Origin of the sequence: Streptomyces viridochromogenes (assembly GCF_001270495.1) — a bacterium.
In the GTDB taxonomy this organism is placed as follows: Bacteria; Actinomycetota; Actinomycetes; order Streptomycetales; family Streptomycetaceae; genus Streptomyces; species Streptomyces viridochromogenes_A.
Map to the genome: position 1 here is coordinate 121,077 of NZ_LGUR01000265.1, position 23,030 is coordinate 144,106.

General features: G+C 69.9%; 30 protein-coding genes and 1 tRNA gene. 15 read left to right on the top strand and 16 right to left on the bottom strand.

Translation table 11 applies throughout. The annotated features are described in order from the left end of the window. Positions 1 to 171: 171 nt before the first annotated feature. The 4 genes from ADK36_RS47525 to ADK36_RS44050 form a co-directional block, all read right to left on the bottom strand. A complete protein-coding gene (locus ADK36_RS47525; RefSeq protein WP_078916275.1) occupies positions 172 to 960 on the bottom strand; it encodes a transposase in 789 nt (262 codons plus the stop codon). Positions 961 to 993: 33 nt separating this feature from the next. Further along, the gene (locus ADK36_RS44040; RefSeq protein ID WP_048582225.1) at positions 994 to 1,242 is read right to left on the bottom strand and encodes a hypothetical protein; all 249 of its coding nucleotides are present in this window, start codon (positions 1,240 to 1,242) and stop codon (positions 994 to 996) included. 608 nt (positions 1,243 to 1,850) lie between these two features. Then, positions 1,851 to 2,408, bottom strand: a complete 558-nt coding sequence (locus ADK36_RS44045; protein WP_234330099.1) for a GNAT family N-acetyltransferase — start codon at positions 2,406 to 2,408, stop codon at positions 1,851 to 1,853. Between the two features lie 40 nt (positions 2,409 to 2,448). Then, positions 2,449 to 3,207 (bottom strand): GntR family transcriptional regulator, encoded by a 759-nt coding sequence (locus tag ADK36_RS44050; RefSeq protein ID WP_048582223.1) that lies wholly within the window; start codon positions 3,205 to 3,207, stop codon positions 2,449 to 2,451. A gap of 401 nt (positions 3,208 to 3,608) precedes the next feature. Here ADK36_RS44050 and ADK36_RS44055 point away from each other — a divergent pair, with 401 nt between their 5' ends. From ADK36_RS44055 to ADK36_RS44105, 13 genes are all read left to right on the top strand, one after another. Beyond that, positions 3,609 to 3,791, top strand: a complete 183-nt coding sequence (locus tag ADK36_RS44055) for a hypothetical protein (RefSeq protein WP_053201573.1) — start codon at positions 3,609 to 3,611, stop codon at positions 3,789 to 3,791. 87 nt (positions 3,792 to 3,878) lie between these two features. After that, complete coding sequence (locus ADK36_RS44060) at positions 3,879 to 4,148, top strand: DUF6284 family protein (protein WP_053201575.1); 270 nt, start codon at positions 3,879 to 3,881, stop codon at positions 4,146 to 4,148. Then, entirely contained in the window at positions 4,145 to 4,582 is a 438-nt protein-coding gene (locus ADK36_RS44065; protein ID WP_053201577.1) for a Pycsar system effector family protein, read from the top strand. Before ADK36_RS44060 ends, ADK36_RS44065 begins: the two co-directional genes overlap by 4 nt. After that, positions 4,582 to 5,736 (top strand): hypothetical protein, encoded by a 1,155-nt coding sequence (locus ADK36_RS44070; protein ID WP_053201580.1) that lies wholly within the window; start codon positions 4,582 to 4,584, stop codon positions 5,734 to 5,736. The genes ADK36_RS44065 and ADK36_RS44070 overlap by 1 nt, the downstream gene beginning before the upstream one ends. Continuing rightward, positions 5,736 to 6,083 (top strand): RRQRL motif-containing zinc-binding protein, encoded by a 348-nt coding sequence (locus ADK36_RS47530; RefSeq protein ID WP_078950869.1) that lies wholly within the window; start codon positions 5,736 to 5,738, stop codon positions 6,081 to 6,083. The genes ADK36_RS44070 and ADK36_RS47530 overlap by 1 nt, the downstream gene beginning before the upstream one ends. Before the next feature lies 1 nt (position 6,084). After that, entirely contained in the window at positions 6,085 to 6,402 is a 318-nt protein-coding gene (locus ADK36_RS44075) for a hypothetical protein (protein ID WP_053201582.1), read from the top strand. A 101-nt stretch (positions 6,403 to 6,503) separates the two neighbouring features. Continuing rightward, a complete protein-coding gene (locus ADK36_RS44080; RefSeq protein ID WP_053201584.1) occupies positions 6,504 to 8,621 on the top strand; it encodes an FtsK/SpoIIIE domain-containing protein in 2,118 nt (705 codons plus the stop codon). A 204-nt stretch (positions 8,622 to 8,825) separates the two neighbouring features. Further along, entirely contained in the window at positions 8,826 to 9,290 is a 465-nt protein-coding gene (locus ADK36_RS44085; protein WP_053201586.1) for a hypothetical protein, read from the top strand. Positions 9,291 to 9,379: 89 nt separating this feature from the next. Next, positions 9,380 to 10,336, top strand: a complete 957-nt coding sequence (locus ADK36_RS44090) for a bifunctional DNA primase/polymerase (protein ID WP_078950870.1) — start codon at positions 9,380 to 9,382, stop codon at positions 10,334 to 10,336. Between the two features lie 86 nt (positions 10,337 to 10,422). Next, entirely contained in the window at positions 10,423 to 10,689 is a 267-nt protein-coding gene (locus ADK36_RS47535; protein ID WP_234330100.1) for a hypothetical protein, read from the top strand. Then, on the top strand, positions 10,686 to 11,831 hold the full coding sequence (locus ADK36_RS44095; RefSeq protein WP_053201588.1) for a DUF3631 domain-containing protein: 1,146 nt from the start codon (positions 10,686 to 10,688) through the stop codon (positions 11,829 to 11,831). Before ADK36_RS47535 ends, ADK36_RS44095 begins: the two co-directional genes overlap by 4 nt. 210 nt (positions 11,832 to 12,041) lie before the next feature. Then, the gene (locus ADK36_RS44100) at positions 12,042 to 12,287 is read left to right on the top strand and encodes an excisionase family DNA-binding protein (RefSeq protein ID WP_053201590.1); all 246 of its coding nucleotides are present in this window, start codon (positions 12,042 to 12,044) and stop codon (positions 12,285 to 12,287) included. Positions 12,288 to 12,296: 9 nt separating this feature from the next. Then, positions 12,297 to 13,586, top strand: coding sequence for a tyrosine-type recombinase/integrase (locus tag ADK36_RS44105; RefSeq protein ID WP_053201592.1), 1,290 nt, complete (start codon positions 12,297 to 12,299; stop codon positions 13,584 to 13,586). Positions 13,587 to 13,620: 34 nt separating this feature from the next. Here the strand turns inward: ADK36_RS44105 and ADK36_RS44110 are convergent, their stop codons facing one another. From ADK36_RS44110 to ADK36_RS44130, 5 genes are all read right to left on the bottom strand, one after another. Further along, positions 13,621 to 13,818 carry a hypothetical protein gene (locus tag ADK36_RS44110; RefSeq protein WP_053201593.1) on the bottom strand — a complete coding sequence of 66 codons (198 nt, stop codon included), beginning with the start codon at positions 13,816 to 13,818 and terminating at the stop codon, positions 13,621 to 13,623. A 718-nt stretch (positions 13,819 to 14,536) separates the two neighbouring features. Beyond that, positions 14,537 to 14,621 (bottom strand) — tRNA-Ser (locus tag ADK36_RS44115). 70 nt (positions 14,622 to 14,691) lie between these two features. Beyond that, positions 14,692 to 15,123: a tRNA adenosine(34) deaminase TadA gene (gene tadA, locus ADK36_RS44120; protein ID WP_048582212.1), complete on the bottom strand. Its 432-nt coding sequence runs from the start codon at positions 15,121 to 15,123 to the stop codon at positions 14,692 to 14,694. Between the two features lie 59 nt (positions 15,124 to 15,182). Continuing rightward, positions 15,183 to 15,710, bottom strand: coding sequence for a hypothetical protein (locus ADK36_RS44125; RefSeq protein ID WP_048582211.1), 528 nt, complete (start codon positions 15,708 to 15,710; stop codon positions 15,183 to 15,185). 315 nt (positions 15,711 to 16,025) lie between these two features. Continuing rightward, a complete protein-coding gene (locus tag ADK36_RS44130) occupies positions 16,026 to 16,211 on the bottom strand; it encodes a hypothetical protein (RefSeq protein WP_048582210.1) in 186 nt (61 codons plus the stop codon). Positions 16,212 to 16,349: 138 nt separating this feature from the next. Here ADK36_RS44130 and upp point away from each other — a divergent pair, with 138 nt between their 5' ends. Beyond that, positions 16,350 to 16,985: a uracil phosphoribosyltransferase gene (gene upp, locus ADK36_RS44135; RefSeq protein ID WP_048582209.1), complete on the top strand. Its 636-nt coding sequence runs from the start codon at positions 16,350 to 16,352 to the stop codon at positions 16,983 to 16,985. Between the two features lie 24 nt (positions 16,986 to 17,009). Here upp and ADK36_RS44140 read toward each other — a convergent pair whose 3' ends face one another. Then, positions 17,010 to 17,630, bottom strand: a complete 621-nt coding sequence (locus tag ADK36_RS44140) for a LytR C-terminal domain-containing protein (protein ID WP_048582208.1) — start codon at positions 17,628 to 17,630, stop codon at positions 17,010 to 17,012. A gap of 145 nt (positions 17,631 to 17,775) precedes the next feature. Beyond that, complete coding sequence (locus ADK36_RS44145; protein WP_003999914.1) at positions 17,776 to 18,072, bottom strand: type II toxin-antitoxin system VapB family antitoxin; 297 nt, start codon at positions 18,070 to 18,072, stop codon at positions 17,776 to 17,778. 282 nt (positions 18,073 to 18,354) lie between these two features. On the opposite strand from ADK36_RS44145, the gene ADK36_RS44150 reads away from it, so the two are divergent. After that, positions 18,355 to 19,989: a helicase HerA-like domain-containing protein gene (locus ADK36_RS44150; protein ID WP_048582207.1), complete on the top strand. Its 1,635-nt coding sequence runs from the start codon at positions 18,355 to 18,357 to the stop codon at positions 19,987 to 19,989. 30 nt (positions 19,990 to 20,019) lie between these two features. Here the strand turns inward: ADK36_RS44150 and ADK36_RS51130 are convergent, their stop codons facing one another. From ADK36_RS51130 to ADK36_RS44170, 5 genes are all read right to left on the bottom strand, one after another. Next, positions 20,020 to 20,145 (bottom strand): hypothetical protein, encoded by a 126-nt coding sequence (locus ADK36_RS51130; protein WP_267887448.1) that lies wholly within the window; start codon positions 20,143 to 20,145, stop codon positions 20,020 to 20,022. Between the two features lie 53 nt (positions 20,146 to 20,198). Continuing rightward, a complete protein-coding gene (locus tag ADK36_RS44155) occupies positions 20,199 to 20,591 on the bottom strand; it encodes a hypothetical protein (protein ID WP_107083731.1) in 393 nt (130 codons plus the stop codon). Between the two features lie 86 nt (positions 20,592 to 20,677). Further along, a complete protein-coding gene (locus tag ADK36_RS44160) occupies positions 20,678 to 21,379 on the bottom strand; it encodes an HdeD family acid-resistance protein (protein WP_048582206.1) in 702 nt (233 codons plus the stop codon). Positions 21,380 to 21,603: 224 nt separating this feature from the next. Further along, positions 21,604 to 22,197, bottom strand: coding sequence for an HhH-GPD-type base excision DNA repair protein (locus tag ADK36_RS44165; RefSeq protein ID WP_048582205.1), 594 nt, complete (start codon positions 22,195 to 22,197; stop codon positions 21,604 to 21,606). Positions 22,198 to 22,245: 48 nt separating this feature from the next. After that, a complete protein-coding gene (locus ADK36_RS44170; RefSeq protein ID WP_048582204.1) occupies positions 22,246 to 22,968 on the bottom strand; it encodes a siderophore-interacting protein in 723 nt (240 codons plus the stop codon). Positions 22,969 to 23,030: the final 62 nt, after the last annotated feature.

Consider the following 23,030-nt stretch of genomic DNA (forward strand, 5'->3'; position numbering starts at 1 on the left):
GGCCTGGGGCTGGGTGGCGCAGGTTGCTGGCCAGGCACCAGGTGTCCTTCTCCGGCAGGGCGGCGGGATCGGTGGTGGCGACGATCAGGCGGCAGGGGAGTCGGGGCGGTATCCGCCCAGGCGGGCACGGCGGCCCACCAGTTCTCGGTGCGCTTGTCACGGAAGTGACGCTCAATGGGCGTCCACTCGCCAGGTTGGTAAGCACCATGCCGGGGCAGGGCACGGGCAGCGTCGATGGGGGTGCGTGGCTGGTCGGCCGGGGCCCAGGTACCCCCCGTGTGGTTCGGGGGCCACCACGTAGGCCAGGTCGGCTGCGCGCAGCGCGAGGTACCAGTCGTCACTGTCGGAGTAGGCGCAGTCGGCGACCACCGCCCGGCAACCGAAGCCCGCCCCCTTTCCGCGGGCCGCGATGGCGGCCACCAGTTGCGGCTTGGTGAGGAAGTCTGGATCGGACCGGCCGCGGGGAAGCGGTGGGCGGGGGTATGGGGAGTCGCGTGCAGCGAGTAGTACACGCGTCCGTCGGTCCACACCGTGGTCACCGTGACGATACCGTTGTCGGTCTTGCCCGTACCGGCTCAGCCACTGCCGGCACACGTGCGCGGTGGCCGTGCCGTCCTTGCGGTCCCCGGCGCCGTCGATGACGATGACTCCGCCGTCGTGCGGAGCGGTTGCCGCCTGGCCGCGCAGCAGCTCAAGCCGCCGGTCGTTGACCTGCTCGGCGTCCCAGGCGGACTCGGACAGGAAGAACTGCGGTCGCTGCACTCCCGGTATACCCGCGCCGGCCACCGGCTCCGCCCCTGCAAGGCAAGTGATCGTCTTGTTCCGCTCGCGCGGCGCCGGCAGCCTGCTCAGATACTCGCGAAACCCCCGCCGGGCCAGGCTGACGAAGGGCTCATCGAACCGGGACGCATATTCCTCCAACGGCCCCGGCGCGGGCGGACACGGACGGCGGGCGGTCATCTCCGGCCAGGAGGGTGCGAGGGGACGCCGGGTTCACTTGCCGTGCCATGCCCGGCGGGCCTCCTCGATCTCCTCGGGAGTGAAGGAGCCGTGCTCGTCCTCGTACGCCTCGACGATCTCCCTGGTTCTGGTCAGGGCAAGGGCGTGTTCGACGGTATCGGAGACGAAACGGGAGAAGCCCCGGGCGCCGGTGCGGGCTTCGACCTCGCGGGCAAGTGACTCGGGGACGGTGACGGACTTCTTGACGGTGGTGTCGTCCGGGGGCGCGTGTTCGACAGTCATGTCAGGAATATCCTGCTAGGAGTGGGATTTCTGTCCAGTCGGGCAGGGGCCGGACCGCGTCGGCCTGAGAAGCGCCCCCATGAACACCGGGCTGAAGCTCGCTGTGCTGGGCTCTTGTCCGCTGTCAGCCTGAACCGAGGGTCGTTGGGCCTTGATGATCCGGCTGAGGCGGGGTCGGGGCGGTGGCGTCGTGATCGCGGGCTGGAGCGCCGTCAGGCGCGGCCGGGCTCTGGGATTTCCTCGGAGGGACCGCAGGCGACAGATCCCTCCGTGGGAAGGTGCAACGCGCCCGGAGTGCGGGGCGGTCGGGCACCTATTGCCTCCCGTGCCTCCCGGTCGTGCGGCACGTGCCTCACGCAAAACACCCTCCTGGCCGCGTTTCCGCAGGTCAGGAGGGTGTGAGAGCGGTAGCGGAGGGATTTGAACCCTCGGTGACTTGCGCCACACTCGCTTTCGAGGTCTGTTCGTGCTGGTCAGGGCATGATCCGGAGCCGTTCAGGCTCGTTCATTCCCGTACTCCTGCCGGTGGCGTGAACCGCTGTGAACGGCTCTGGACGGCTATGAATGAGACGGAAACTGAGACGGAGCCATGCCCTCTGACCAGCACGTCAGCTCGTTTGTAGCGGCAGCTCGACGCGTTCGACCGTGGCCCCGTCCAACCCCTCGTTGAAGGAGACGGGCAGGAGGTTGTGCGGCATGGCAAGCTCCCCCGCTGGTCGCTGAGCGAGCCACCCTGATCGCCTGTGGGACGGCGCCTCGGTCCGCACGTGCTTGAAGCCCAGCCGTTCGTAGTAGGCGTGCAATCCCGTGTTACTGCGCCACGTGTCGATGCGCACCCAGGTTCGCCCCTCCAGCGCTGCAAGGCGGGACATCCAGTCGATGACCCGAGTGCCGAGCTGCCGGCCGGACGCTTCCCGCGCGACGATCAGCTTGTACAGGTACAGGGCTGTCTCGGGGCGGTCGTCGTCCTTCCAGAAATCCCGGTCGACGGGGCCACGGCTGACGGTCGCCAGCACCTCGTCATGCTCGCCGACCACGACCCACGCGCGCCCCTCATCTATGCTGGCGCGCCATTTGGCGATGGCTCGCTCGCCGGTTTCGGGGTCGCTCCACTGGTCCGTGCCCTTGGTGCGTAGCCAGCCCTCGGCTTCCGTGCGAAGAGTCAAGAGGGCTGGTACGTCCCCCGCCGCTGCCGGGCGGAGGTACTCAGTCGGTGTCGACTTCATAGAGGATCTTGTGCCTGTCTCCGGGGAGGATGGTGACCATACAGCGGAGGGGGCGGCCGTCCGCGTCATAGCCCGTTCGGGTGTGCTCTGCGATCGGTGTTGCCGCAGGGAGAGCAAGTAGTTCGGCTTCCTGTCGAGTTGGCATACGGACTGAGATCTCATCCCTGTACTTGGCCTGCACCAGCCCCACCGAAGCCAGGATGCCGCCGGGCGCGGAGACGTCACGGGGCTCCATCAACGGTGTGCCGCTTACGAGTTCCTGAGGGAAGTACGAGTCGGCAAGAGCGTAGGGCCGGTTGTCTATGTACCGGATGCGCTTACGCGCCACGGCCAAACCATCGGCGGGGAGTTCGAGGCACTCGCGCACGTGGGCCGGGGGCTCCACGATCGACACCGTGATCTCCTGGCGGGGGGCGTTCCCGTTCTCCTCGATCGCGCTTGCCCACTGGTCACCGGCGGTCTGTCCTTCGACCGCCGTGGCGTGGCGGCTCCGACTCTCCAACGTCGTCCAGTTCCACACGACGGGCGGATAGTCCTCACGGACGTACTTGCCTTGCCCCTGGCCGGTGACGACCAGTCCCTCGTCAATCAAGAGGCGGACGCCGGCGCGGATGGTCTCCCGGCTGTAGCCGTACTGGCTCATCATCTTCGACTCGCTCGGAAGCGCGTCACCGCCCGCCAGTTGACCGGACTCGATCTGTTCGCGCAGGTCATAGGCAACTTCCTGAGCCTTCGTCATGCCGCGTCGCACCGGTAATGCGCCTCCTCTGCTCCGACTCCTCCGTACAAGTTAGACCAGGGGGCTTGACTCTCCAAGCTCGGCTCGTGCAATCTCTTGCTCAGCGGCACTCCTCCAGACAAGACGGACGGGGTGTCACGTACGGTCCTGCCGTACAGGAGCGCCCGGAGGAAAGCCCGCGGGGGTGAGTACGAAGGCAGCGCCCGTTGCTTGAGAACTCCATACAGGGAACTGCCGGTAACCCGTGGTCCGCCTGCCCGAAGGGGTCGGAAACAAGGCGGAGAAGACCGGCGTGCCCCGCAGGAAGCCAGACCGGTTCGAGTCCGGTCCGGGGCACTGGCCGCCGTATGCGGTCCCTCGCACCACCTGCGCATTCACCCTCATCAGTCGAGAGGAATCCGATGTCTGAGCGCATGAAGAAGCAGGCCGAGAAGAGCCGTGAGGCCGCCCGTGTCGTGCGTAGTCGCGGCAACGAGGAGAGCGCGCGGCGGATGGAGTCCTACGCCGACGAGCTGGAGTCCGGCCGCGTCGCCGACGTGACCGACACGGTGAGCGGGCTCATTTCCTGGGCCTTCCGCCGCTGACCCATCTGGTGCCCGCGCACCCCCGGAGCTTAGGCCCTCCGGGGGTGCTGGTCGGACCGTTCACCCCTGTGAGAGGAACACGACCCAATGAAGACCATCGTCACTGCTCAGGACCCTGTTACTGCGTTCGCCGACTGGATCGAGCCGACCGATGCCGAGCTGGCGCTCATCTCGATCGAGATGCCGCTGATCCTGGCGGAGGTCGACCTGCTCGATGCGAAGATCACGGCCTTGGACCGCACGCCGAACGAGGTGGACGCCCGGCGGATCCGCCGGGCCCGCAACCGGGTACTGGCGGCCCGGCGGGACCTGACCAACAGCCCGGCCGTCGCGATGCTGCCGGGTGGTGCCGCATGAGCACCACTCGGAGTCTGACGGCCGCGCACGCTGAGGTGAAGGCGGAGATCGCGCGGACCGACACCAAGACGGGCCTGTTGCTGGCGTTCGTCGGTGCTGTCCTCGCCGGATCCTGGACCATCGCCCGCGACCTGCCCCTGACCATCCCGGCGGCCGTGGTGGGCGGGGGCGGGATGGCGCTGCTGGTCGCGGCGGCCGGACTGCTGCTCCGCTCCACACGGCCGAGGCTTGGCCCGCACGGTTTCCCGCTGTGGGCCACCCTCTCGGCCGAGGAGATCACCGCCACCGTCGCCACCGACCTGGCCGCCGATATCGCCGGGCTGTCCCGGTTGACGGTCGCCAAGTTCACGGGCCTGCGCCGCGCGGTCGACCTCACCCTGACCGGCGGCGCCCTGCTCATCCTCGCCGCTCTACTCACCGCCGGGGGTGCCTGATGAACCGCACCAGGCTGACGAAGGTTCAGGTCGGGGTGCTGACGGCGGCGTTCGTGCCGATGCTGGCCACGGGCGTGTTCGGCGGGATCGGCACGTACAGCAACATCGGGCACTCCTACGGCAAGGGCACCGCGCTCGGTGCGCTCGCGGCCGGTGAGGGGGCCACTGCCGTCCTGGCCCTGGTGCTGCTGGGCTTGACCATGCTGGGCCAGTCCTCCCCGCGCATCGTCCGGATGGGGTTGTGGGTTCTGCCGGCCACCGCCGCTGTCATGGGCGCCATGGCCGCCCCCGACCTGGGCCGCACTGTCATCTACGCCCTTACTCCGATGGGCATGTCCGTGTCGGCGGAGGGCATGGCGTTCCTCGCGCGGCGGATCGTCGTCCACACCGACGGCCGCGACGCGGAGCACGAGCGCCGCACCGCCGACCTGGTCCAGGCGCTCGCCTATCACCGTGCCCGCGCCACGCAGCATCCGACTGGCTGGGTCAGGAAGTGGTCGGAGCTCAAGTCGTGGCGTCTGGCGCGCAAGGTCGGTGTCGGGGATGTGGCGCTCGGGTCGAGGCTGCTGGACGTGCAGCGTGATCGGGTCACGGCCGGTGCGGATGCCGCGCTCGCGTCGATGTTCGGCGGCACTGCTCCCGCCCCCGCCCTCGATCCCGCCCCGGACGCGAATGCGGAGGAATCCATCGAGACCGCAATGAAACGGTCTATGGCTGAGCTGCGGGAATCGACCCCGGACCCGGTAGTGACGCTCACCCGACTTTCGGTGCCGGACCCGGTCGCCGTCGACCTGGGCAAGTCGATTCCGCCACTCAAGCCGATGCCCGCGATTGCCGCCCCGACCGAACCGGTCGTCGTAGAAGGCGGTGCGGCTCATCTCGATCTCTTTGCGGCGTCTGAGCGGCGGACCGTTCCGGCGGAGTCGACTCCGCCGCGTCGGGCGACCGGTCGACTCCCCGATGTGGCCCGATCGCCCCGGACGAAGCGGACCCCGGATCAGTTGCTCGATGAGGCGCGCGAGGCGACGGCCGCACTGCCGGACGTGAAGGTGACCGCTGAGGGCATCCGCCGCGCGATCCGCACCTCTCCGGCGAATGCCCGCAAGCTGCGTGATGCCCTGCTCGCTGAGCGGGCCGCCGCCCCGGCCGTCTGATGGCCACGCTGCCGGTGTTCCGGTGGCATCTGGCCCCGGACGGTTACGCCACTCGCCGCCAACTGCGCGCACGGGGCCTGCGGCCTGGTGGGCAGGGTGTGGCTGCTCAGTTGGAGCAGCCGCGCCGACGGCGTGGGCCGCTGGTGGCCTACCTGTACCGCGTCGACTGCGCGAAGCCGGTACGGCCGATGACCCCGGCGCGGTGGGCGGCTCTGGCCAAGGCCAACGCCGCCCGCCGCCGCTGCCCGGCCTGCCGGCGTGACGCCGGATACGTCATTCCCTCCTCGCTCGGCACCTGCGTGCCGTGCGCCTTCCCCGGCCCGCACGGGTCTGAAGGGAGTACCTGACATGGGCAACTCCGACATCCGCCGCCTGGATCGGGAGATCCAGCGGACGACGAAGAAGCTGGAAGCCGTGCAGCGGGGCGAGTGGTGGCCGCTGACCAGCCGTGAACGGCTCGCGATGACCCGCGCGATGGCCGGAGGCGCCCGCAGCATCCACCGGGGACGCAGCACGGCAGGGGCGGAGGACCGGATGGACTCCATCGGTTCCGCCGCAGAGAGGCGGCTGAACGCGGAGCTGACCGCCCTGTACGGCGAGCGTCAGCGCCTGATCACCGAGGCCGCCCGCGCCAAGGCCACGAAGAAGTCTTCCGGCTGGTTCTGACCAGCCATAACGCCCGGGGTGGCCGTCCCTGCCACGGACACGGCCACCCCGGCATTCCTCAACTCCCGCCCCGCATCGGGGCAGTCAGGAGACCTCCCAGCATGACCGAGAACGTCATCCACCTCCACAAGGACACCGACCCCCAGGTCGACGACGCGGCCCCCACCGTGCTGACCGTCGTCCCCGACGCCCCGCCCGCGCGGCCGGTGCCGCTGTGGGTGCGCTCCGGCCGCGCGGTGAAGACCGTCGCCACCCACGAGCGCACGAAGACCACGGGTCGCGCGGTCGCCCGGCACGGCCTCTACACGTTCAACGGGGGCCGGATCGTCGCCCGCCGCACCTGGGACGGCAAGACCGGCGCCCGCTACGAGCGCATGATCCGCGCCGCTGAAGCCGCGGGAAACTACGAGCTGGCGGAGGAGTGGGAGGAGCGGTTGCAGCGCTTCCGCGACGCTCGCCACCGCCGCCGTATGGACCTGCTGCACTCCCCGGTAGAGGTCGCCAAGGGCATCGGGGTCGGTGTCGGCATGAGCATCGGGACCCTGGTCGCGCTCGGGGTCGTGATGGCCATCAACAACGGCGACGTCAAAGACGTCATCACCCCCCTCTCGGCCACCGTCGACTTCATCGCCACCCTGATCCGGATCGTGCAGATCGTGTGGGGCCCGGCCCTCACGATCGGCCCGCTGTTCGCCCTGCTCGCCCTGTGGGCCGTCGGCAGCAAGCAGCAGGCCGCACCCCAGTGGGCGCTCCCGGCGAACGTCCGCTCCGGGGAGGGTGAGCCGATTACCCCGTCGATCGTGGTCAAGGCCCTGCGGGACCTGGGCATCCCGGCGATGCGCAACGCCATCAAGGAAATGGGCGACGCCGGCGCCTCCATGCTCGGACCGATCACCATCGCCGGATGCGGTGTCGAAGTCGACGTCACCCTGCCCTCCGGGGTGTCGACGAACGAGGTACAGCAGCGGCGCCGCAAGCTCGCGGAGAACCTCACCCGGCACGAGCACGAAGTGTTCATCACCATCCCCACCGCAGCGCGAACAGTCAGGTTGTGGGTGGCGGACTCGGGTGCGCTCGATGAGCCGATCGGCCCGTCCCCGCTGGTCACCGACGAGACGATGACCGCCGACTACGCCAAGGGCAAGGCGCCGTGGGGGCAGGACCTGCGCGGTGACGCCGCCGCGCTGAGCCTGTATCAGCGCCACCTGCTCATCACGGGCCTGTCCAACCAGGGCAAGACGGTCGCTCTGCGCTCCCTGGCGCTGTGGCTGTCGCTGGACAAGTCGGTGCAGTTCCTGATGGGTGACCTCAAGGGCGTGGGCGACTGGGCCATGTTCGACGGCCTGGCCACCACCCTGATCCAGGGGCCGACGGATGAGCACGTGATCCAGGTGACCGAGATGGTCGAGGGCGCCGTCGACGAGATGAACCGCCGTATCCAGGCTCCGCCCGGAACGCAGTTCCCGCCGCTGATCGTGCTGGTCGACGAAGCGCAGGTCGCGTTCATGTGCCCGGCCAAGGACGAGGACAAGCGCCCCTACGGCGGCGCCAAGGCCAACTCCCGCTACTTCATGGCCGTCCGCAAGATCCACAACCAAGGGCGTGCGGTCAACGTCCTGATGTGGCAGGGCACCCAGGACCCCACCAACGAGAACCTCCCCAAGCTCGTCCGCGAAGGGGCGCACACCCGCGCCTCCCTCGCCCTGGGCACCGAGTCTCAGGCCCGCATGGCGCTCGGGGACAAGGCCGTCGACGGCGGCGCCGCCCCGAACCTGCTCCGCCCCGGCCTGGACCAGGGAACCCTGGTCCTCGCCTCATCCGGCATCGACATCCCGGCCGGACAGTCGTCCATCACAGTGCGCACGCACTACATCGACGACGACGCGGCCAAGGCCATCACCGAGCGCGCCAAGGCGATGCGCGACGGCGTGACCACCCTGCACGCCATCGAGCACGGCGAGGACCGCGACCCGCTCGCCGACATCGCCGCCGTCGTCGGCGACGCGCCCCGCGTGCGGACCAAGGACGTGCTGGCGCGGCTCGCGACGCGGAACGCGGACGCCTACGGCGGCTGGTCGTTCATCGACCTCAAGCGCGTCCTGGACGACGCCGGAGCGGAGCCCTACAAGTCCGACGGGGTCATGGTCGTCAGCCGTGACCGCCTCGCCCGCGCCCTCGCCAACCGCGACGCGGACGGTTCCGCTTCCGACGTCGGATGACAGGGAGCCGACCCCCGACGGGTCAGGGAGGCAGGGAGAACTCCCTGACCCCCTCCCTGACCTGCATCCCTTGCCCTGACCTGCATGAATGATCGTTCAGGGAGGCAGGGAGGCACCCCAGGTCAGACCCCTGAAACCCCCTCCACAGCACTCCCGCAAGGCGGTGCCTCCGCCTCCCTGACATGTCTCCGGAAGGGATTCCGCATGCACCCCGACCACACCCACGGCGTGCCCGTCCACGGGGCCGTGGAAGTCCACCAGCCCACCCCCATCACCCCCGCCGTGATGACGCCGGCGCCGCTCGTTCCCGTCCAGCCGGGGAGCGTCCCGGCCGTGGCGAGCGTCGTCCTGCCGGACGGCCGTGTCGTCACCGGCTACGCCATCGAGCCCGCCAAGCCCGAAACCGTCGCGGTCAAGCCGCCCGTCTCCCGCGCGGCCGTGAACGTCGCCCTCGGGGGCGTCGGCTTCCTCGCCGTGTGCGGCGGACTGCTCCTGCTGACCACGTTCATCACTGCCCTGACCGCGCTGATCACTCAGCTCATCACGCTCGCCGCCGTGATCTTCGGCGGATGGATCGCCGTGCAGGTGTTCAGCGCGAGCGGTCACAAGGGCGGGACCACGGTCAACATCCGCAAAGCCGTGATCAAGCGCAACCACTTCCACGGCTAGCTACGCCAAGAGCGGCCCCCACTCACGCCAATGAATCCGGGGCCGCTCTTGCCAGCCAGAACCCGTCAAGGAACTGGAGACACCCCAGCATGACGCAACCCATCGACGTCCGGCGAGCCACCCGCTCCCCGGACGTCCTGACCGCCTCCCTGGACTGCCTGCCCCTGCTCGCCTCCGCACTCACCAGCGCTGAACGCGGATGGCCCGTCATCCCCCTGCACCCGCAGGCCAAACGGCCCGCCGGACACGCCGAACGCGACTGCCCCCGCACCGGCCGCTGCGCGGACGGGCACCGCAAGCCCGAACAGCGCGCCACCACCAACCCCGACCTGATCCACGCCACCTGGGCCACCCGCCCCTACAACGTGGGCATCGCGACCGGCCCGGCCGGACTGCTCGTCATCGACCTGGACGTGTGCAAGCCCGAAGAACCCAAAGGAGCGCCTGACGGCGCAACTTCCCTTGCGGCGCTCTGCGAGCGCACCGGACAGACCGTCCCCACCACCTACCGGGTGCGGACCGCACGCGGCGGAGAGCACCTGTACTTCACCACCCCCAAGGGGGTGCGCCTGAAGAACAGCGCGAACCGGCTCGGACCCCACATCGACACCCGCGCATGGGGCGGCTACGTCGTCGCCCCCGGCAGCACCACCCCCGACGGCACTTACGAGGTCGCCCACGACGCCTCCGTAGCCGAACTGCCCGACTGGCTTGCCGCGTTGCTCACCGAGCCGCACAAGCCCGCCCCGGTGCCCGTCCACGTCCACGACGGCACCCGCGCCGCCACGACCGCCCTGGAACGCGAGTGCGCCGTCATCGCCTCCGCGACCGAGGGCGGGCCACACGGCCGCAACAACACCCTCCACAAGAGCGCCTGCAAGGTGGCCCGGTTCGTTGCATGGGGCGACATCCCCCGGCACGTCGTGGAGGAGGCAATCCAGGGGGCGGGGGAGGCCACGGGACTCCCGCCGGCCGAGTGCCGCACCACCATCCGCAGCGCCATGGACTGGGTCATCGCCCACGCCACGCCCCGGGGGGCGGCATGACGGCGCCGACTCCCCCCGCCCTGGATTGCCCCACCAACACCCCCAACCGGCCGCACGCCGCTCCACAGCCTGTGGACGCTGCGGGCGTGGGCGAGCCGAAAGGCGTCGCCCGTCAGGGCGTCCGAACTGCTGTTGGTGCTGACCCGCACGGCGACGACGGCCGCCGCCCCATCGCGTGGCTGCACATCGTCGCCCCACGCGGCGTCATCCCCACCGCCACGTCCAAGTGTGCGTGCGGACGCGACCGCAGCGCCATCGGCAAGCCCCGGGTGCTCGCCCTGATCGACGACCACGCCGCTCATCGAGACGCCTGCCCCCTGCGCAATCCCCAGGAAGGAAGGGCCGCCGCATGACCAGCCCCATCGACGGCGCCGCGCTGCTCGACGAGGTGGAAGCCTTCCACCGCCGCTTCAACGTCTTCCCCCACGAGGCCGCCTACGTCGCCGTCGCGCTGTGGGACGCGCACGCCCACCTGCTCGACTGCTTCGACTCCACACCCCGCATCGCCTTCCTGTCCCCCGAACCGGGGTCAGGCAAGACCCGGGCACTGGAGATCGTGGAAACCCTTGTTCCCCAGCCCATGACCGCCGTCAACGCGTCCGCCGCCGCCCTGTTCCGGTCCGTCTCCGGAACCGACGGCAAGCCGACGATCCTGTTCGACGAGATCGACACCGTCTTCGGCCCCAAGGCGGGCGACAACGAGGAACTGCGCGGGTTCCTCAACGCCGGACACCGCCGCACCGGGGTCACCTACCGGTGCATCGGCGACGGCGGCAACCAGACCGTTCAGGCATTCCCCTCGTACTGCGGGGTCGCGGTCGCCGGACTCGGCAACCTGCCCGACACGATCATGAGCCGCTCCGTCATCATCCGCATGCGCCGCCGGGCGAGGAACGAGAAGGTGGAACCCTTCCGAGCCCGCGTCCACGAAGCGGAAGGCCACAAGCTCCGTGACCGGCTCGCCCAGTGGGCAGAGCAGGCACGAGGGTTCGTCATGGGGGCCTGGCCGGACATGCCCGACGGCGTCACCGACCGCCCGGCCGATGTGTGGGAACCCCTGCTCGCCATCGCCGACGCGGCCGGAGGCGACTGGCCCGAGCGCGCACGGGCGGCATGCGTGACGCTCGTGACCGCATCCAAGGCCAACGACAAAGGCAGCCTCGGTGTCCGCCTGCTGACCGACCTGCGCGATCACGTCCTAGTCGGCATCGATCGCCTGCCCACCGTCGCCATCCTCGACCGGCTCAACGCCCTGGACGACGCCCCCTGGGCCGACCTGCACGGCAAGCCGCTCGACAACCGGCGCCTGTCGAAGATGCTCGCGGAGTACATGACGGTCGACAACGAGCCCATCACCTCCCGCAACATCAAGACCGCCGGAAGCGTCCTCAAGGGCTACTACGCGGCCGATCTCGCCGACGCGTGGGGCCGCTACTGCCCCCCACCCCCGGAAAGTCCGCTACCTCCGCTACCCGGCACCGAAAACGCGGCCTGACCAGCGACAACGCGGTAGCGGCAACCGGCCTCGGTTGCCGCTACCGCGCCGCTACCCATCCGCTACCGCTACCCCTTCCCGCTACCTCAAACAGGCCCCTGACCTGCGCGGTAGCGGAGGTAGCGGAAGTAGCGGCCCTCAGAAGGGGCCTGTCCCACGAAGGCCCTGCTCCCCAAATCCCCACCCGTGAGACGAAGGAGCGTCATTCGCATGGACACGGCCCACATTGCCGATGCCATCGACCCCACCCTTGTGCTTCTGACCGTCGAAGAGGCAGCCCGCCGTCTCCAGATAGGTCGGACCGTCTGCTACCGGCTCATTCACTCCGGAGAGCTGGAGTCCATCACCGTCGGCCACCTCCGCCGGGTCCCCGCTGACGCCGTTCCCGAGTTCGTTACCCGCCGCCGCAAGAGGCAGCGCCCCGCCCCCGCCCTGACCGCCGTCCCGGCCGCCTGAGGAGTACGCATGGCAGAAGACAAGAGCGACAAGAAGCGCACCCGTCAGCCGAACGGCCGTTCGTCCATCTACCAGGGCGCGGACGGCAAGTGGCACGGCCGCGTGACCGTCGGCATCCGCGACGACGGCAAGCCGGACCGCCGCCACGTCGAGCGGAAGACCCGCGCTGAGGTGACCGCCGCCGTTCGCGAGTTGGAGCGGGAGCGCGACGCGAAGACCATCCGGAAGGCCGGGCGTGCCTGGACGGTCAAGACATGGCTGACCCACTGGATCGAGAACATCGCGCCCCTCGCAGTCAACGAGAACACGATGGTGGGGTACGGCGTGGCGGTGCGGAAGCACCTGATCCCCGCACTCGGTGCTCACCGGCTGGACAAACTCAAGCCGGAGTACATCGAGAACTTCTACGGCCGCATGGTGGCCGACGGCCGCAAGGCGGGGACGATCCACCAGATTCACCGCACGTTCCGCACCGCACTGAACGAGGCGGTGCGGCGTGGCCACCTCGCCCGCAACCCCGTGCAACTTGCCAAGTCCCCACGGGTCAGCGAAGAGGAGATCGAGCCGTACACCGTCGAAGAGGTACAACGGCTGTTGCGTGCTGCCGACGACCGTCGGAACTCTGCACGGTGGGCCGTCGCGCTCGCCCTCGGACTCCGGCAAGGCGAAGCGCTCGGGCTCAAGTGGGCGGATGTCGACCTGGACCGGGGCGTCCTCATGGTCCGGCGAAGTCGCCGTCGGCCGCGCTACGCCCACGGCTGTGGGGATGCCTGCGGGAGGAAAGCCGGGTACTGCCCGCAGCGTCAGCGAACGAACCCGGAGACGGCCGACACGAAGTCTCGCGCCGGACGCCGAGCCGTGGGCCTGCCCTCCCAACTCGTAGACCTGCTGCGCACCCACCAGACCAAGCAGCAGGCCGAACGCGCGGCGGCCGGCGCCGAGTGGGCGGGCGAAGGGTGGCTCTTCGCGACCCCGACCGGGCGAGGCACATCCCCCCGAACGGACTACGACGACTGGAAGGAGCTACTGGACGACGCGAAGGTCCGAGACGGCCGGTTGCACGACGCCCGCCACACCGCCGCCACGGTCCTGCTGATCCTCGGAGTCTCCGAGCGTGCCGTCATGGGGCTCATGGGTTGGTCCACCACGGCCATGGCCGCGCGGTATCAGCACATGGTCGACTCCGTTCGTAGCGACGTCGCCCGCCAGGTCGACGGACTGATCTGGAGGCCGGACCGGGACGGGCCGTCCGACGATGATGATGACGGAACAGCCGAATCCCGGGTCCGGGTGCCGTGAGGACCTGGGGGCAGGCTTCCAGTCTGCCCCCGGGCTAGTTCACGGCCTTGCCGCCCAACAGGCCAACCATCGCGCCAAAGCCCAAGTTTGCGAGGGTGGAACAAGTGTCCATGGCTGACTTCGCGGCATCAGTCGGCTTTTCGATGAAGATACCGATGTAGAGGCTAGCCGCGAGAGTAAGAAGCGTGATCACCGTCACGCAGATAAAGACCAGCTTGAAGTGGGCGGTCACCGTGGTGACCTCTGGCGCAGCAGGAACTGCAACGGGAACTTGGCCTGGGGCAGGTGCGGGAGCGACAGGGGCGTCAGTGCTGGCGTTCGCTAGCCCTTCACTCATTGGACCCACCCCCTTGGGTGGGCTGGGTGCCGTTAGTCCCGCCTGTTTGGTGGCCTGACTCTCCCGTGCTCACGATTCCGCCCGCCATGCCCGAGATGGCAACACTGCGGCCAGTTGCGACCACGCCCTGGGCCGGGATGCGCGGGGCCCCGCCGTTGTCTTCCTGATCTTCGTTCTCAGGAGGGGGCCCGGGACTGTCAGGCCTCGTGTTCAGGAGCTCATCCAGGGCTGTCCGGATTTCTTCTGGGCTGGAGCCGCTTACCTCCACCCGCTTACCGTCCAGCTCGACGATCACGGAGGTTCGTCGCGGGCGTTGAAAGATTGCACGTAGAACGCTTCGCGCAACATCACTGACCACGGTGAGGACGGCACCCGCTAAGACGGCCACGGCCATCGATGCCCAGTAGTCGGAGTTCATGCATCACCTTCCCCCCGGGAGGTGTGCGACTGCGGCGGTCGCGTCATTCCCTCCTCCAAGATTGTGCTCCATGAGGCCCCCGCCCGTGCACTGTTCTGCAGGGTGCCGCAGCTTGGCGGAAGGCAAGTGAGACGGAAAGTGAGACGGAGCAGCACGAAGGGCCCGGTCCAATGGACCGGGCCCTTTGTCTACCTGCGGTAGCGGAGGGATTTGAACCCTCGGTGACTTGCGCCACACTCGCTTTCGAGGCGAGCTCCTTCGGCCGCTCGGACACGCTACCGAGGGAGACCTTACAGCACCGTCGGCCGTGCTCTGAAATCCGTTTCCCCGCCCGGCCCCCGGTCAGGGCGTCAGCGGGTCCGGAAGAACTCGGTGAGAATCCTGGCGCAGTCCTCGGCGAGCACGCCCTCGATCACCTCAGGCCGGTGGTTGAGCCGCCGGTCGCGGACGACGTCCCAGAGGGAGCCCGCCGCACCGGCCTTGTCGTCCCGGGCGCCGTACACGACCCGGTCCACCCGGGACTGCACGATCGCACCGGCACACATGGTGCAGGGCTCCAGCGTGACGACGAGCGTGCAGCCTGCGAGCCGCCACTCCCCGACCTTCGCGGCCGCCCGCCGGATGGCCAGCACCTCGGCGTGGGCGGTCGGATCGCCGGTCGCCTCGCGCTCGTTGTGACCGGCGGCGAGCACGGTCGTACCGTCGGCGGACAGCACGACGGCGCCGACGGGGACGTCCCCGCCCCGGACGGCCAGTTCCGCCTCGTCCAGGGCGAGCCGCATCGCGGCCCGCCAGCGGTCGCGTACGGGGTCGGGCAGTTCGGGCCCCTGCTCGAACGAGGTCAGCGGACGGTCTCCAGCACCTCCGAGGCGCCCAGCGCCTCGGCGATCGCACCGAGCGCGTCCTCGGCGTCCAGGGCCTTCAGCTCCTTCTCGCTGACGCCGAGGTCGTCGAGGATCTCGGTATCGCCGACGGGGCTGTGCGGAACGGCTTCCGCGGAGCCGCCGTCCTCGTCGTCGTCGGAGTCGCCGTCGGGCTCCTCCGTGCCGTCGAGGTCCAGGGAGTCCAGGTCGCTGTCGTCGCCGGGCTCCCTTCCGAGCAGTTCGTCGGTGAGCAGGATCTCCCCGTAGCTGCTGCGGGCAGCGGCGGCGGCGTCCGAGACGTAGATGCGAGGGTCCTCCTCGCCATCGATGCGGACGACCCCGAACCAGGCGTCCTCCTGCTCGATGAGCACGAGCACCGTGTCGTCCTCGGGCGAGGCTTCACGGGCCAGGTCGGCCAGGTCCGACAGGGTCTCCACATCGTCGAGCTCTGTGTCGCTCGCTTCCCACCCGTCTTCGGTGCGCGCGAGCAGTGCGGCGAAGTACACCGTGACTCTCCCACTGGTCATAGGCGTGCCGGTTGGGGGTCCCCCCGGCGGAGGTTGGGGGCGGGGAGAGCTGTGCTCCGAGCCCACCCACTCGGAATCGTGGCAGAAACAAGGCGTTCAGGGGACGTCTTCGGCTCCCTGTGTCCGGCAGTTTTGATCGCGTTGGCCCGAGGGGGTCCGCGAGCATGTCCGTGAAGGACTCACCAGCGCACTCGTTGCCGCCACGTGCGGATCGTACGCGGCTTTTCCTGCTGTCCACGCACGCCCACCGCTCCAACGCCCCCGAAGGGCGCGCATCTTCCCCGGCGGCTCGCTCTACCAGCGGAACGTTCGCATACGCAGGGCGTGGCGCAGGCGGGCCGCCTTGGCGCGGCGCGGCTGGACCCGGTCCCGCAGGGCGCGGGCCTCGGCGAGCTCCCGCAGGAACTGGGCGCGGCGCCGACGGCGTGCGGCGTCCGCCTCCTCCTGCGCGGTGTCCGCCGGGGACTCACGATCAGGCATAGGCACACCACCCCCGGTATGTCCCTCCCACTTTCCCTCTGACGGGCGGTTTGATGCCAGGGCAAGGGTGATGTGTTGGCCTGTGGATTGCTGCGTGTGAGGGCGCTGGGCCTACCCGGCCCGGTTAATGTTGTGGACATGCGTCTCCACGTCGTCGACCACCCCCTGGTCGCTCACAAGCTCACCACGCTGCGCGACCAGCGCACCGACTCGCCGACCTTCCGTCGGCTCGCCGACGAACTGGTCACCCTGCTCGCCTACGAGGCCACGCGGGACGTGCGCACCGAAGCGGTCGACATCACGACCCCGGTCACCGACACCACCGGCGTCAGGCTCTCCCACCCGCGCCCGCTGGTGGTGCCGATCCTGCGCGCCGGCCTCGGCATGCTGGACGGCATGGTCCGGCTGCTGCCGACCGCCGAGGTGGGCTTCCTGGGCATGATCCGCAACGAGGAGACGCTTGAAGCCTCCACATACGCCACGCGCATGCCGGAGGACCTGTCCGGACGTCAGGTGTACGTCCTTGACCCGATGCTCGCCACGGGCGGCACGCTGGTCGCGGCGATCCACGAGCTCATCAAGCGCGGCGCGGACGATGTGACGGCCGTGGTGCTGCTGGCCGCGCCCGAGGGCGTCGAGCTGATGGAGCGCGAGCTGGCGGGGACGCCGGTGACGGTGGTGACGGCCGCCGTCGACGACCACCTCAACGAGCACGGGTACATCGTGCCGGGGCTGGGGGACGCGGGGGACCGTCTTTACGGCGCGGCCGAGTAGGCGGGGTAGCGGGGAAGGGGTTTCTCAGCAGCCCCGCTTGTCAGTGGGCGTCGGCTGAGGCTTGGCCAGGGCGGCCAAGGCCCGGTCGGCGTCCGCCCTCTTCGTGAGTTCCTTGAACTTGTCGCCGATGATCAGGTCGACGGTCGCGCCCTTGCGGGCCGCGTCGGTACGGCGTTCGGCCGTCGTGAGCTGGGTGGCGAGGACCGGCAGCGAGGTGTTCAGGGACGCGGCCGGGCCCAGCAGCAGCCCGGTGCCCTTGACCTTCTTGTCGAACTCCTTGGTCGCGTTGCCCACGTCACCGATCTTGAAGCCGCGCTTCTTCAACTCGTCCGCGGTCTGCTTGGCGAGGCCGCTGCGGGTCGTGGCGTTGAAGACGCTGACGGTGATCTTGCCCGGCTTGGGCAGCGTCGCGGGGGCTTTGGCCGTGGCCGAGGGGGTCGCCCCGGTCTCACAGTCGGCCCTCGGGCCGGCCGCCGAGGCCTTTTCGCCGCCGCCGGTGAAGAGGTCGATGAGCTGGAGGGTGCCCCAGCCGATCATGCCGACCGCGGCGGCGGAGGCGACGGTGACGACGAGGAGCCTCCCGCGCCGCCGAGGACGGCGCATCCGCGGGTACTTGTCCCCCTTGATCCGGTACTGGCCGCCCATGCCCGGGGGAGTCAGCATGCTCATGGGCGCAGCGTAGTGCGCCCGAGCGGCAATGCCTACTAGATGATCATTCGAGGCCGCGCGGTCCAACCCGAAAGGGGCAACTGGTGACGCCCGGTCGCGTCAGCCCCCGGGGCCAGCCGGGTCAGTCCAGTTCCAGGACCCTCGCGTGCAGGACCTGGCGCTGCTGGAGCGCCGCCCGCACCGCGCGGTGGAGGCCGTCCTCCAGATAGAGGTCGCCCTGCCACTTCACGACGTGCGCGAAGAGGTCGCCGTAGAACGTGGAGTCCTCGGCGAGCAGTGTTTCCAGATCGAGCTGACCCTTGGTCGTCACGAGCTGATCGAGGCGGACCGGGCGCGGCGCGACGTCCGCCCACTGCCGGGTGCTTTCCCGGCCGTGGTCGGGGTACGGCCGGCCGTTTCCGATGCGCTTGAAGATCACACGGAAAGCCTACCGGTCAAGACCTTCCGGGCGCAGCCATGACGACGGAGTGCGACGCTGGAAATGCGATAGCAAAACGGGACGAACCGGCAAAGCCGGAGGAAGTGGTGGCCGGATCGGTGGTGCGGGCCGTGTGGATCTCGCCCCCGCCGCCCCTACCCGTCCCATACCTGGGGCTGCGCCCGCGGACCCCCGCTTTCGGCCCGAAGGGCCTCGTCCTCAAATGCCTGACGGGCTGCGACACGCCGTGCCCGTCGGAGTTCGAGAGGGTGGTGGGCTGAGATGAGGGATCGGGAGAGTGCGGGTCCGGGCGGGGCCGTGCGGTCGGCTGTGGGGGCCGAGGGGCGGGGCAGTGCTCCCGCTCTGCCGCAGGAGGCTCTGGAGATCGCCGCCGGGTACGCCTTCGGCGGGCCCGCGCTCGATCTGGGAGCCCTGCTCTGGGACGGGGCCTGTCTGCCCGATGCGCAGATCCGCCTCCCGCTGCCCATGCTCAACCGGCACGGACTGGTCGCGGGTGCCACCGGTACGGGCAAGACCAAGACGCTCCAGCTGATCGCCGAGCAGTTGTCGGCGCAGGGCGTGCCGGTGTTCCTGGCCGACGTCAAGGGCGATCTGTCCGGGCTCGCGGCGCCGGGGCAGTCGAACGACAAGGTCCGCAGCCGTGCGGCCGAGGTGCACCAGCAGTGGGCCGCGACCGGCTTCCCCGCCGAGTTCTACGCGCTCGGCGGCATCGGCCGCGGCATCCCCGTACGCGCCACGATCACCAGCTTCGGCCCGCTGCTGCTGTCCAAGGTCCTCCAGCTCAACCAGACCCAGGAGCAGTCCCTCGGCCTGGTCTTCCACTACGCGGACCGAAAGGGGCTGGAGCTGGTCGACCTCAAGGACCTGAGGGCGGTCGTCGCCTTTCTGACCTCGGACGAGGGCAAGGCGGAACTGAGGAACATCGGCGGGCTCTCGACCGCCACGGCCGGCGTGATCCTGCGATCCCTCACGGCCTTCGAGGCGCAGGGCACGGCCGGCTTCTTCGGGGAGCCGGAGTTCGACACGGGCGAGTTCCTGCGGACGGCGCCGGACGGGCGGGGCGTCGTGTCGGTCCTCGAACTGCCCGCCGTACAGGACAAGCCGCAGCTGTTCTCGACGTTCCTGATGTGGCTGCTCGCCGACCTCTTCCATGACCTCCCCGAGGTCGGGGACGCCGAGCAGCCGAAGCTCGTGTTCTTCCTCGACGAGGCGCATCTGCTGTTCGACGACGCTTCGAAGGCTTTCCTGGACTCGATCACGCAGACCGTGCGGCTGATTCGCTCGAAAGGGGTCGGCGTCTTCTTCGTGACGCAGTCACCGAAGGACGTACCCGCCGAGGTCCTCGGCCAACTGGGCAACCGCGTCCAGCACGCACTGCGCGCCTTCACCCCGGACGATCAGAAGGCGCTCAAGGCCACGGTGAAGACCTTCCCCAACTCGGCGTACGACCTGGAGGAGCTCCTCACCGGCCTCGGCACCGGCGAGGCCGTGGTGACCGTCCTGAGTGAGAAGGGCGCCCCGACGCCGGTCGCCGCGACCCGGCTGCGGGCCCCCGAGTCGCTGATGGGGCCGGTCGAGGCGGGCGCGCTGGAGCGGGCGGTGACGGCGTCCGGGTTGTACGGGCGGTATGCACAGGCTGTGGACAGGGAGTCGGCGTACGAGCGGCTGGAGGCGTCCCGCGGGGCGAAGGGGCCGGACGAGATGCGCGACGCCGTGACGGCCGGGGACGACCGGAAGGCCGGGGAGCCGAGGGCCGGGGGACAGCAGGAGCAGCCCTCCGTCGTGGAACAGGTCGTCGGGAGCGGCATGTTCAAGTCCCTGGCTCGGTCGATCGGTACGCAGATCGGGCGGGAGATCACCCGATCGGTCTTCGGTACGGCGCGACGGAGGCGGTGACCGGAGAAGCCCGCCTCCGCCGCGCCCGCGTCAGCCGCGCTCCCGTTCCTTCGGCGGATGCTGCGGCTGTTGCTTCTTCGTCTGCGGCTTCGGCGTGTTGCGTGCGGCTTCCGCGCGCAGCAGGGCGCGCAGGACGGCGTAGTGGTCGGTGGGCATGGTGTGCTCCTGCTCCTCGTGTCGTCGCTGACTGACCTCGTGGCGAAGGGCTGTCAGCAGCGCAGGACCACAGTGCGCAGGAGGTGCGAGACGTACGGCGCCGGTACCGGTGCCGGTGCCGGTGGCGGCGTGAGGTTGCTCGGGCACGTCCGGACGGCGCGTGCGGGCTTCGGCAGCGGGCCGGGGCCCTGCCGTACCGGCCGTACGGTGCTGCGCCGGTCGCCGCGGGCCGGCGGCCGCAGGACCGTGTCCAGGACATCGTGCTCGGCGGCCTCACCCGAACCCGAGGCACCGGAGGCACCGGAGCTGCCGGAGACACCGGTTACGAAGGGCTGGGCGTGCGCCTGGGTGTGGGCGCCCGGCACCAGCAGGGCGAGCAGCAGCACGAGGACCCGCAGCCAGGTGCGGCTGCGCGAGCGGCATCGTGCGGTACTCGCGGTACTCACGGGAAGTCATCTGCCCGGTGGACGCACGCGGTTCATCCCGTGCCGGGCGAGAACCGCCCGCACGGCGTACGGGTTCGCGGCGCGTATCACAGCTCGTGCGGGACCTGGCGGGCCCGCCCCCGGATCCGGAGCGCGATGGCGATCTCGACCACGCCGACCACCACCAGCCAGCACCCGCCGAGCCACATCAGCACGGTGACCGACTCGATCGGGGAGTCGATCAGCACGATGCCGCCGATGACGGTGACGATCCCCAGGAAGATCTGCCAGCCGCGGGCCGGCATGGACCTGTCGGAGACGGCGGCCAGGAGCTGGGAGATGCCGCGGATGAGCCAGCCGATGCCGATCCACAGGGCGAGCAGCAGGATCGACTGCATCGGGCGGCGGAAGCAGAACAGACCGAGGACGACCGACAGGGTGCCGCTGATGAACGCCAGCACCCGCAGCGAGGTCGTGCGGTGCGTGCCGAAGGCCGAGACCAGCTGGAACACACCGCTGATCAGGAGGTAGAGGCCGAAGAGCACACCGGAGACGAAGAGCGGGGCGCCCGGCCAGACCAGGACCAGGACGCCCAGGACCAGCGAGCAGACGCCGGTGCCCAGCACGACCTGCCAGGCGGCGCGGGAGAGGGCGTGCAGGGGGCCTTCGAGGGGCGGCTCGGGCTCATGGGCCGTACCCGTGCCGATACCCCTGCCCGTGCCCGGCCCCGCCCCGGGCGGCTGCCCGGCATGGACCCGCCGGTCGTCGTAGTCCCGGCCCCAGGGGGAGCCGGTCGGTGGCTCGGTCATGATCCATGCTGGGAACGACCCGGCCCACGCCGCCATTCGGGGTGGGCCACTCGAATGACGGCATGAATGACGGCATGAATGACGGCACGAATGACGGAACGAATGACGGAACCCGCCGGGCGGCAGGCTCAGGCGGCCGTTCCGCGCCGGGTGGCGGGACGGTGGTCACGGGCGCCCGACCACGCCCGCGCCCCGGCACCCGCTCGCGTTCCCCGCCGCCGTACCTACTTCCCCGCGGCCTTCGCGGCCTTCGCCGCCGCCTTCATCTCCTGCTTGTGCGCGCGCACCTTGGCCAGCGACTCGGGGCCGGTGATGTCGGCGACGGAGCGGAAGGACTGCGTCTCGCCGTAGGCGCCGGCGGCCTCCTGCCAGCCCTGGGGCCGTACGCCGAGCTGCTTGCCCAGCAGCGCGAGGAAGATCTGTGCCTTCTGCTTGCCGAAGCCGGGCAGTTCCTGCAGTCGGCGCAGCAGTTCGCGACCGTCCTCGACGCCCTTCCAGACGAGCTCGGCCTCACCGTCGTAGTGCTCGACGAGGTACTGGCACAGCTGCTGGATCCGCTTGGCCATGGACCCCGGGTAGCGGTGCACGGCCGGCTTCTCCGACAGCAGGGCGACGAAGGCCTCCGGGTCCTGCGCGGCGATGTCGTGCGCGTCCAGGTCGTCCGCGCCGAGCCGGTCCGCGATCGTGCGGGGCCCCTTGAACGCCCACTCCATCGGAACCTGCTGGTCCAGCAGCATGCCGACCAGCGCGGCGAGCGGGCTGCGGCCGAGGAGCTCGTCGGCCTCGGGGTCCTGGGCGAGGTGAAGGGTGACGTCCATGCCCCCGATCATGCCCCCTCGACCCAGGCCCCGCAGCCGTGGGCCGGGTCAGGCGCGCCAGTACCCCAGGGCGTTCACCCGCTGCTTCGGCAGGCCCAGCTCCTTGCGGACGTACGACGTGAGGGCGCGGGTCGTCGCCGTGTCGCAGGCGATCCAGACGTACGGGTCGGAGGTGCCCTTGAGAAGGCCGGGCAGGGCCTCCTTCACCTGGGCGACCAGGTGGGCGCCGGCGTCGCGCCTCGGCAGCGTCCGTATGTCGTGGCGGGACGGCTCGGTGCGGAAGGGGAGTCCGTCCTGCTCGCCGCCCTCGAACCACACCGTGGCCGGGGACGAGTCCAGGGCGGTGAGGAGGGAGTTGAGGGCGGGGAGGGAGGCCGGGTCCGCGATGGCGAAGACATGGGAGGGGGCGGGCTCGGGCCGCTCGAAGCCCGTGCCGTGGATGGTCGCCTCGATCGTGTCGCCGGGCTTCGCCGCCCGCGCCCAGTCGCTGGCGCACCCCTCGTGCAGGGCGAACTCCAGGCTGAAGGTGCCGGCCGCGGGGTCCGGGTCGACCAGGGTGTAGGCGCGCTGGTGGGGCTTGCCCGCGTTGTCGAACCACAGCCGGACCCACATGGTGGGGTGGACGCCGGTCGCGGCCAGCATGCCGCCGTCCGTGAGGTGGACGCGACGGTAGTTCTCGGTGACGTCCTCGGCGCCCGTCACCGTGAACACGAAGTCCTTGGCGCGCAGCAGCTTCAGGACCGCGCCCTCCCAGCCGTGCCCCTGCACCATGGCTTGTTCACCCTTCACGTACCATTCCCGCACCAATGACTTAGGCAAGGCTAACCTAAAGC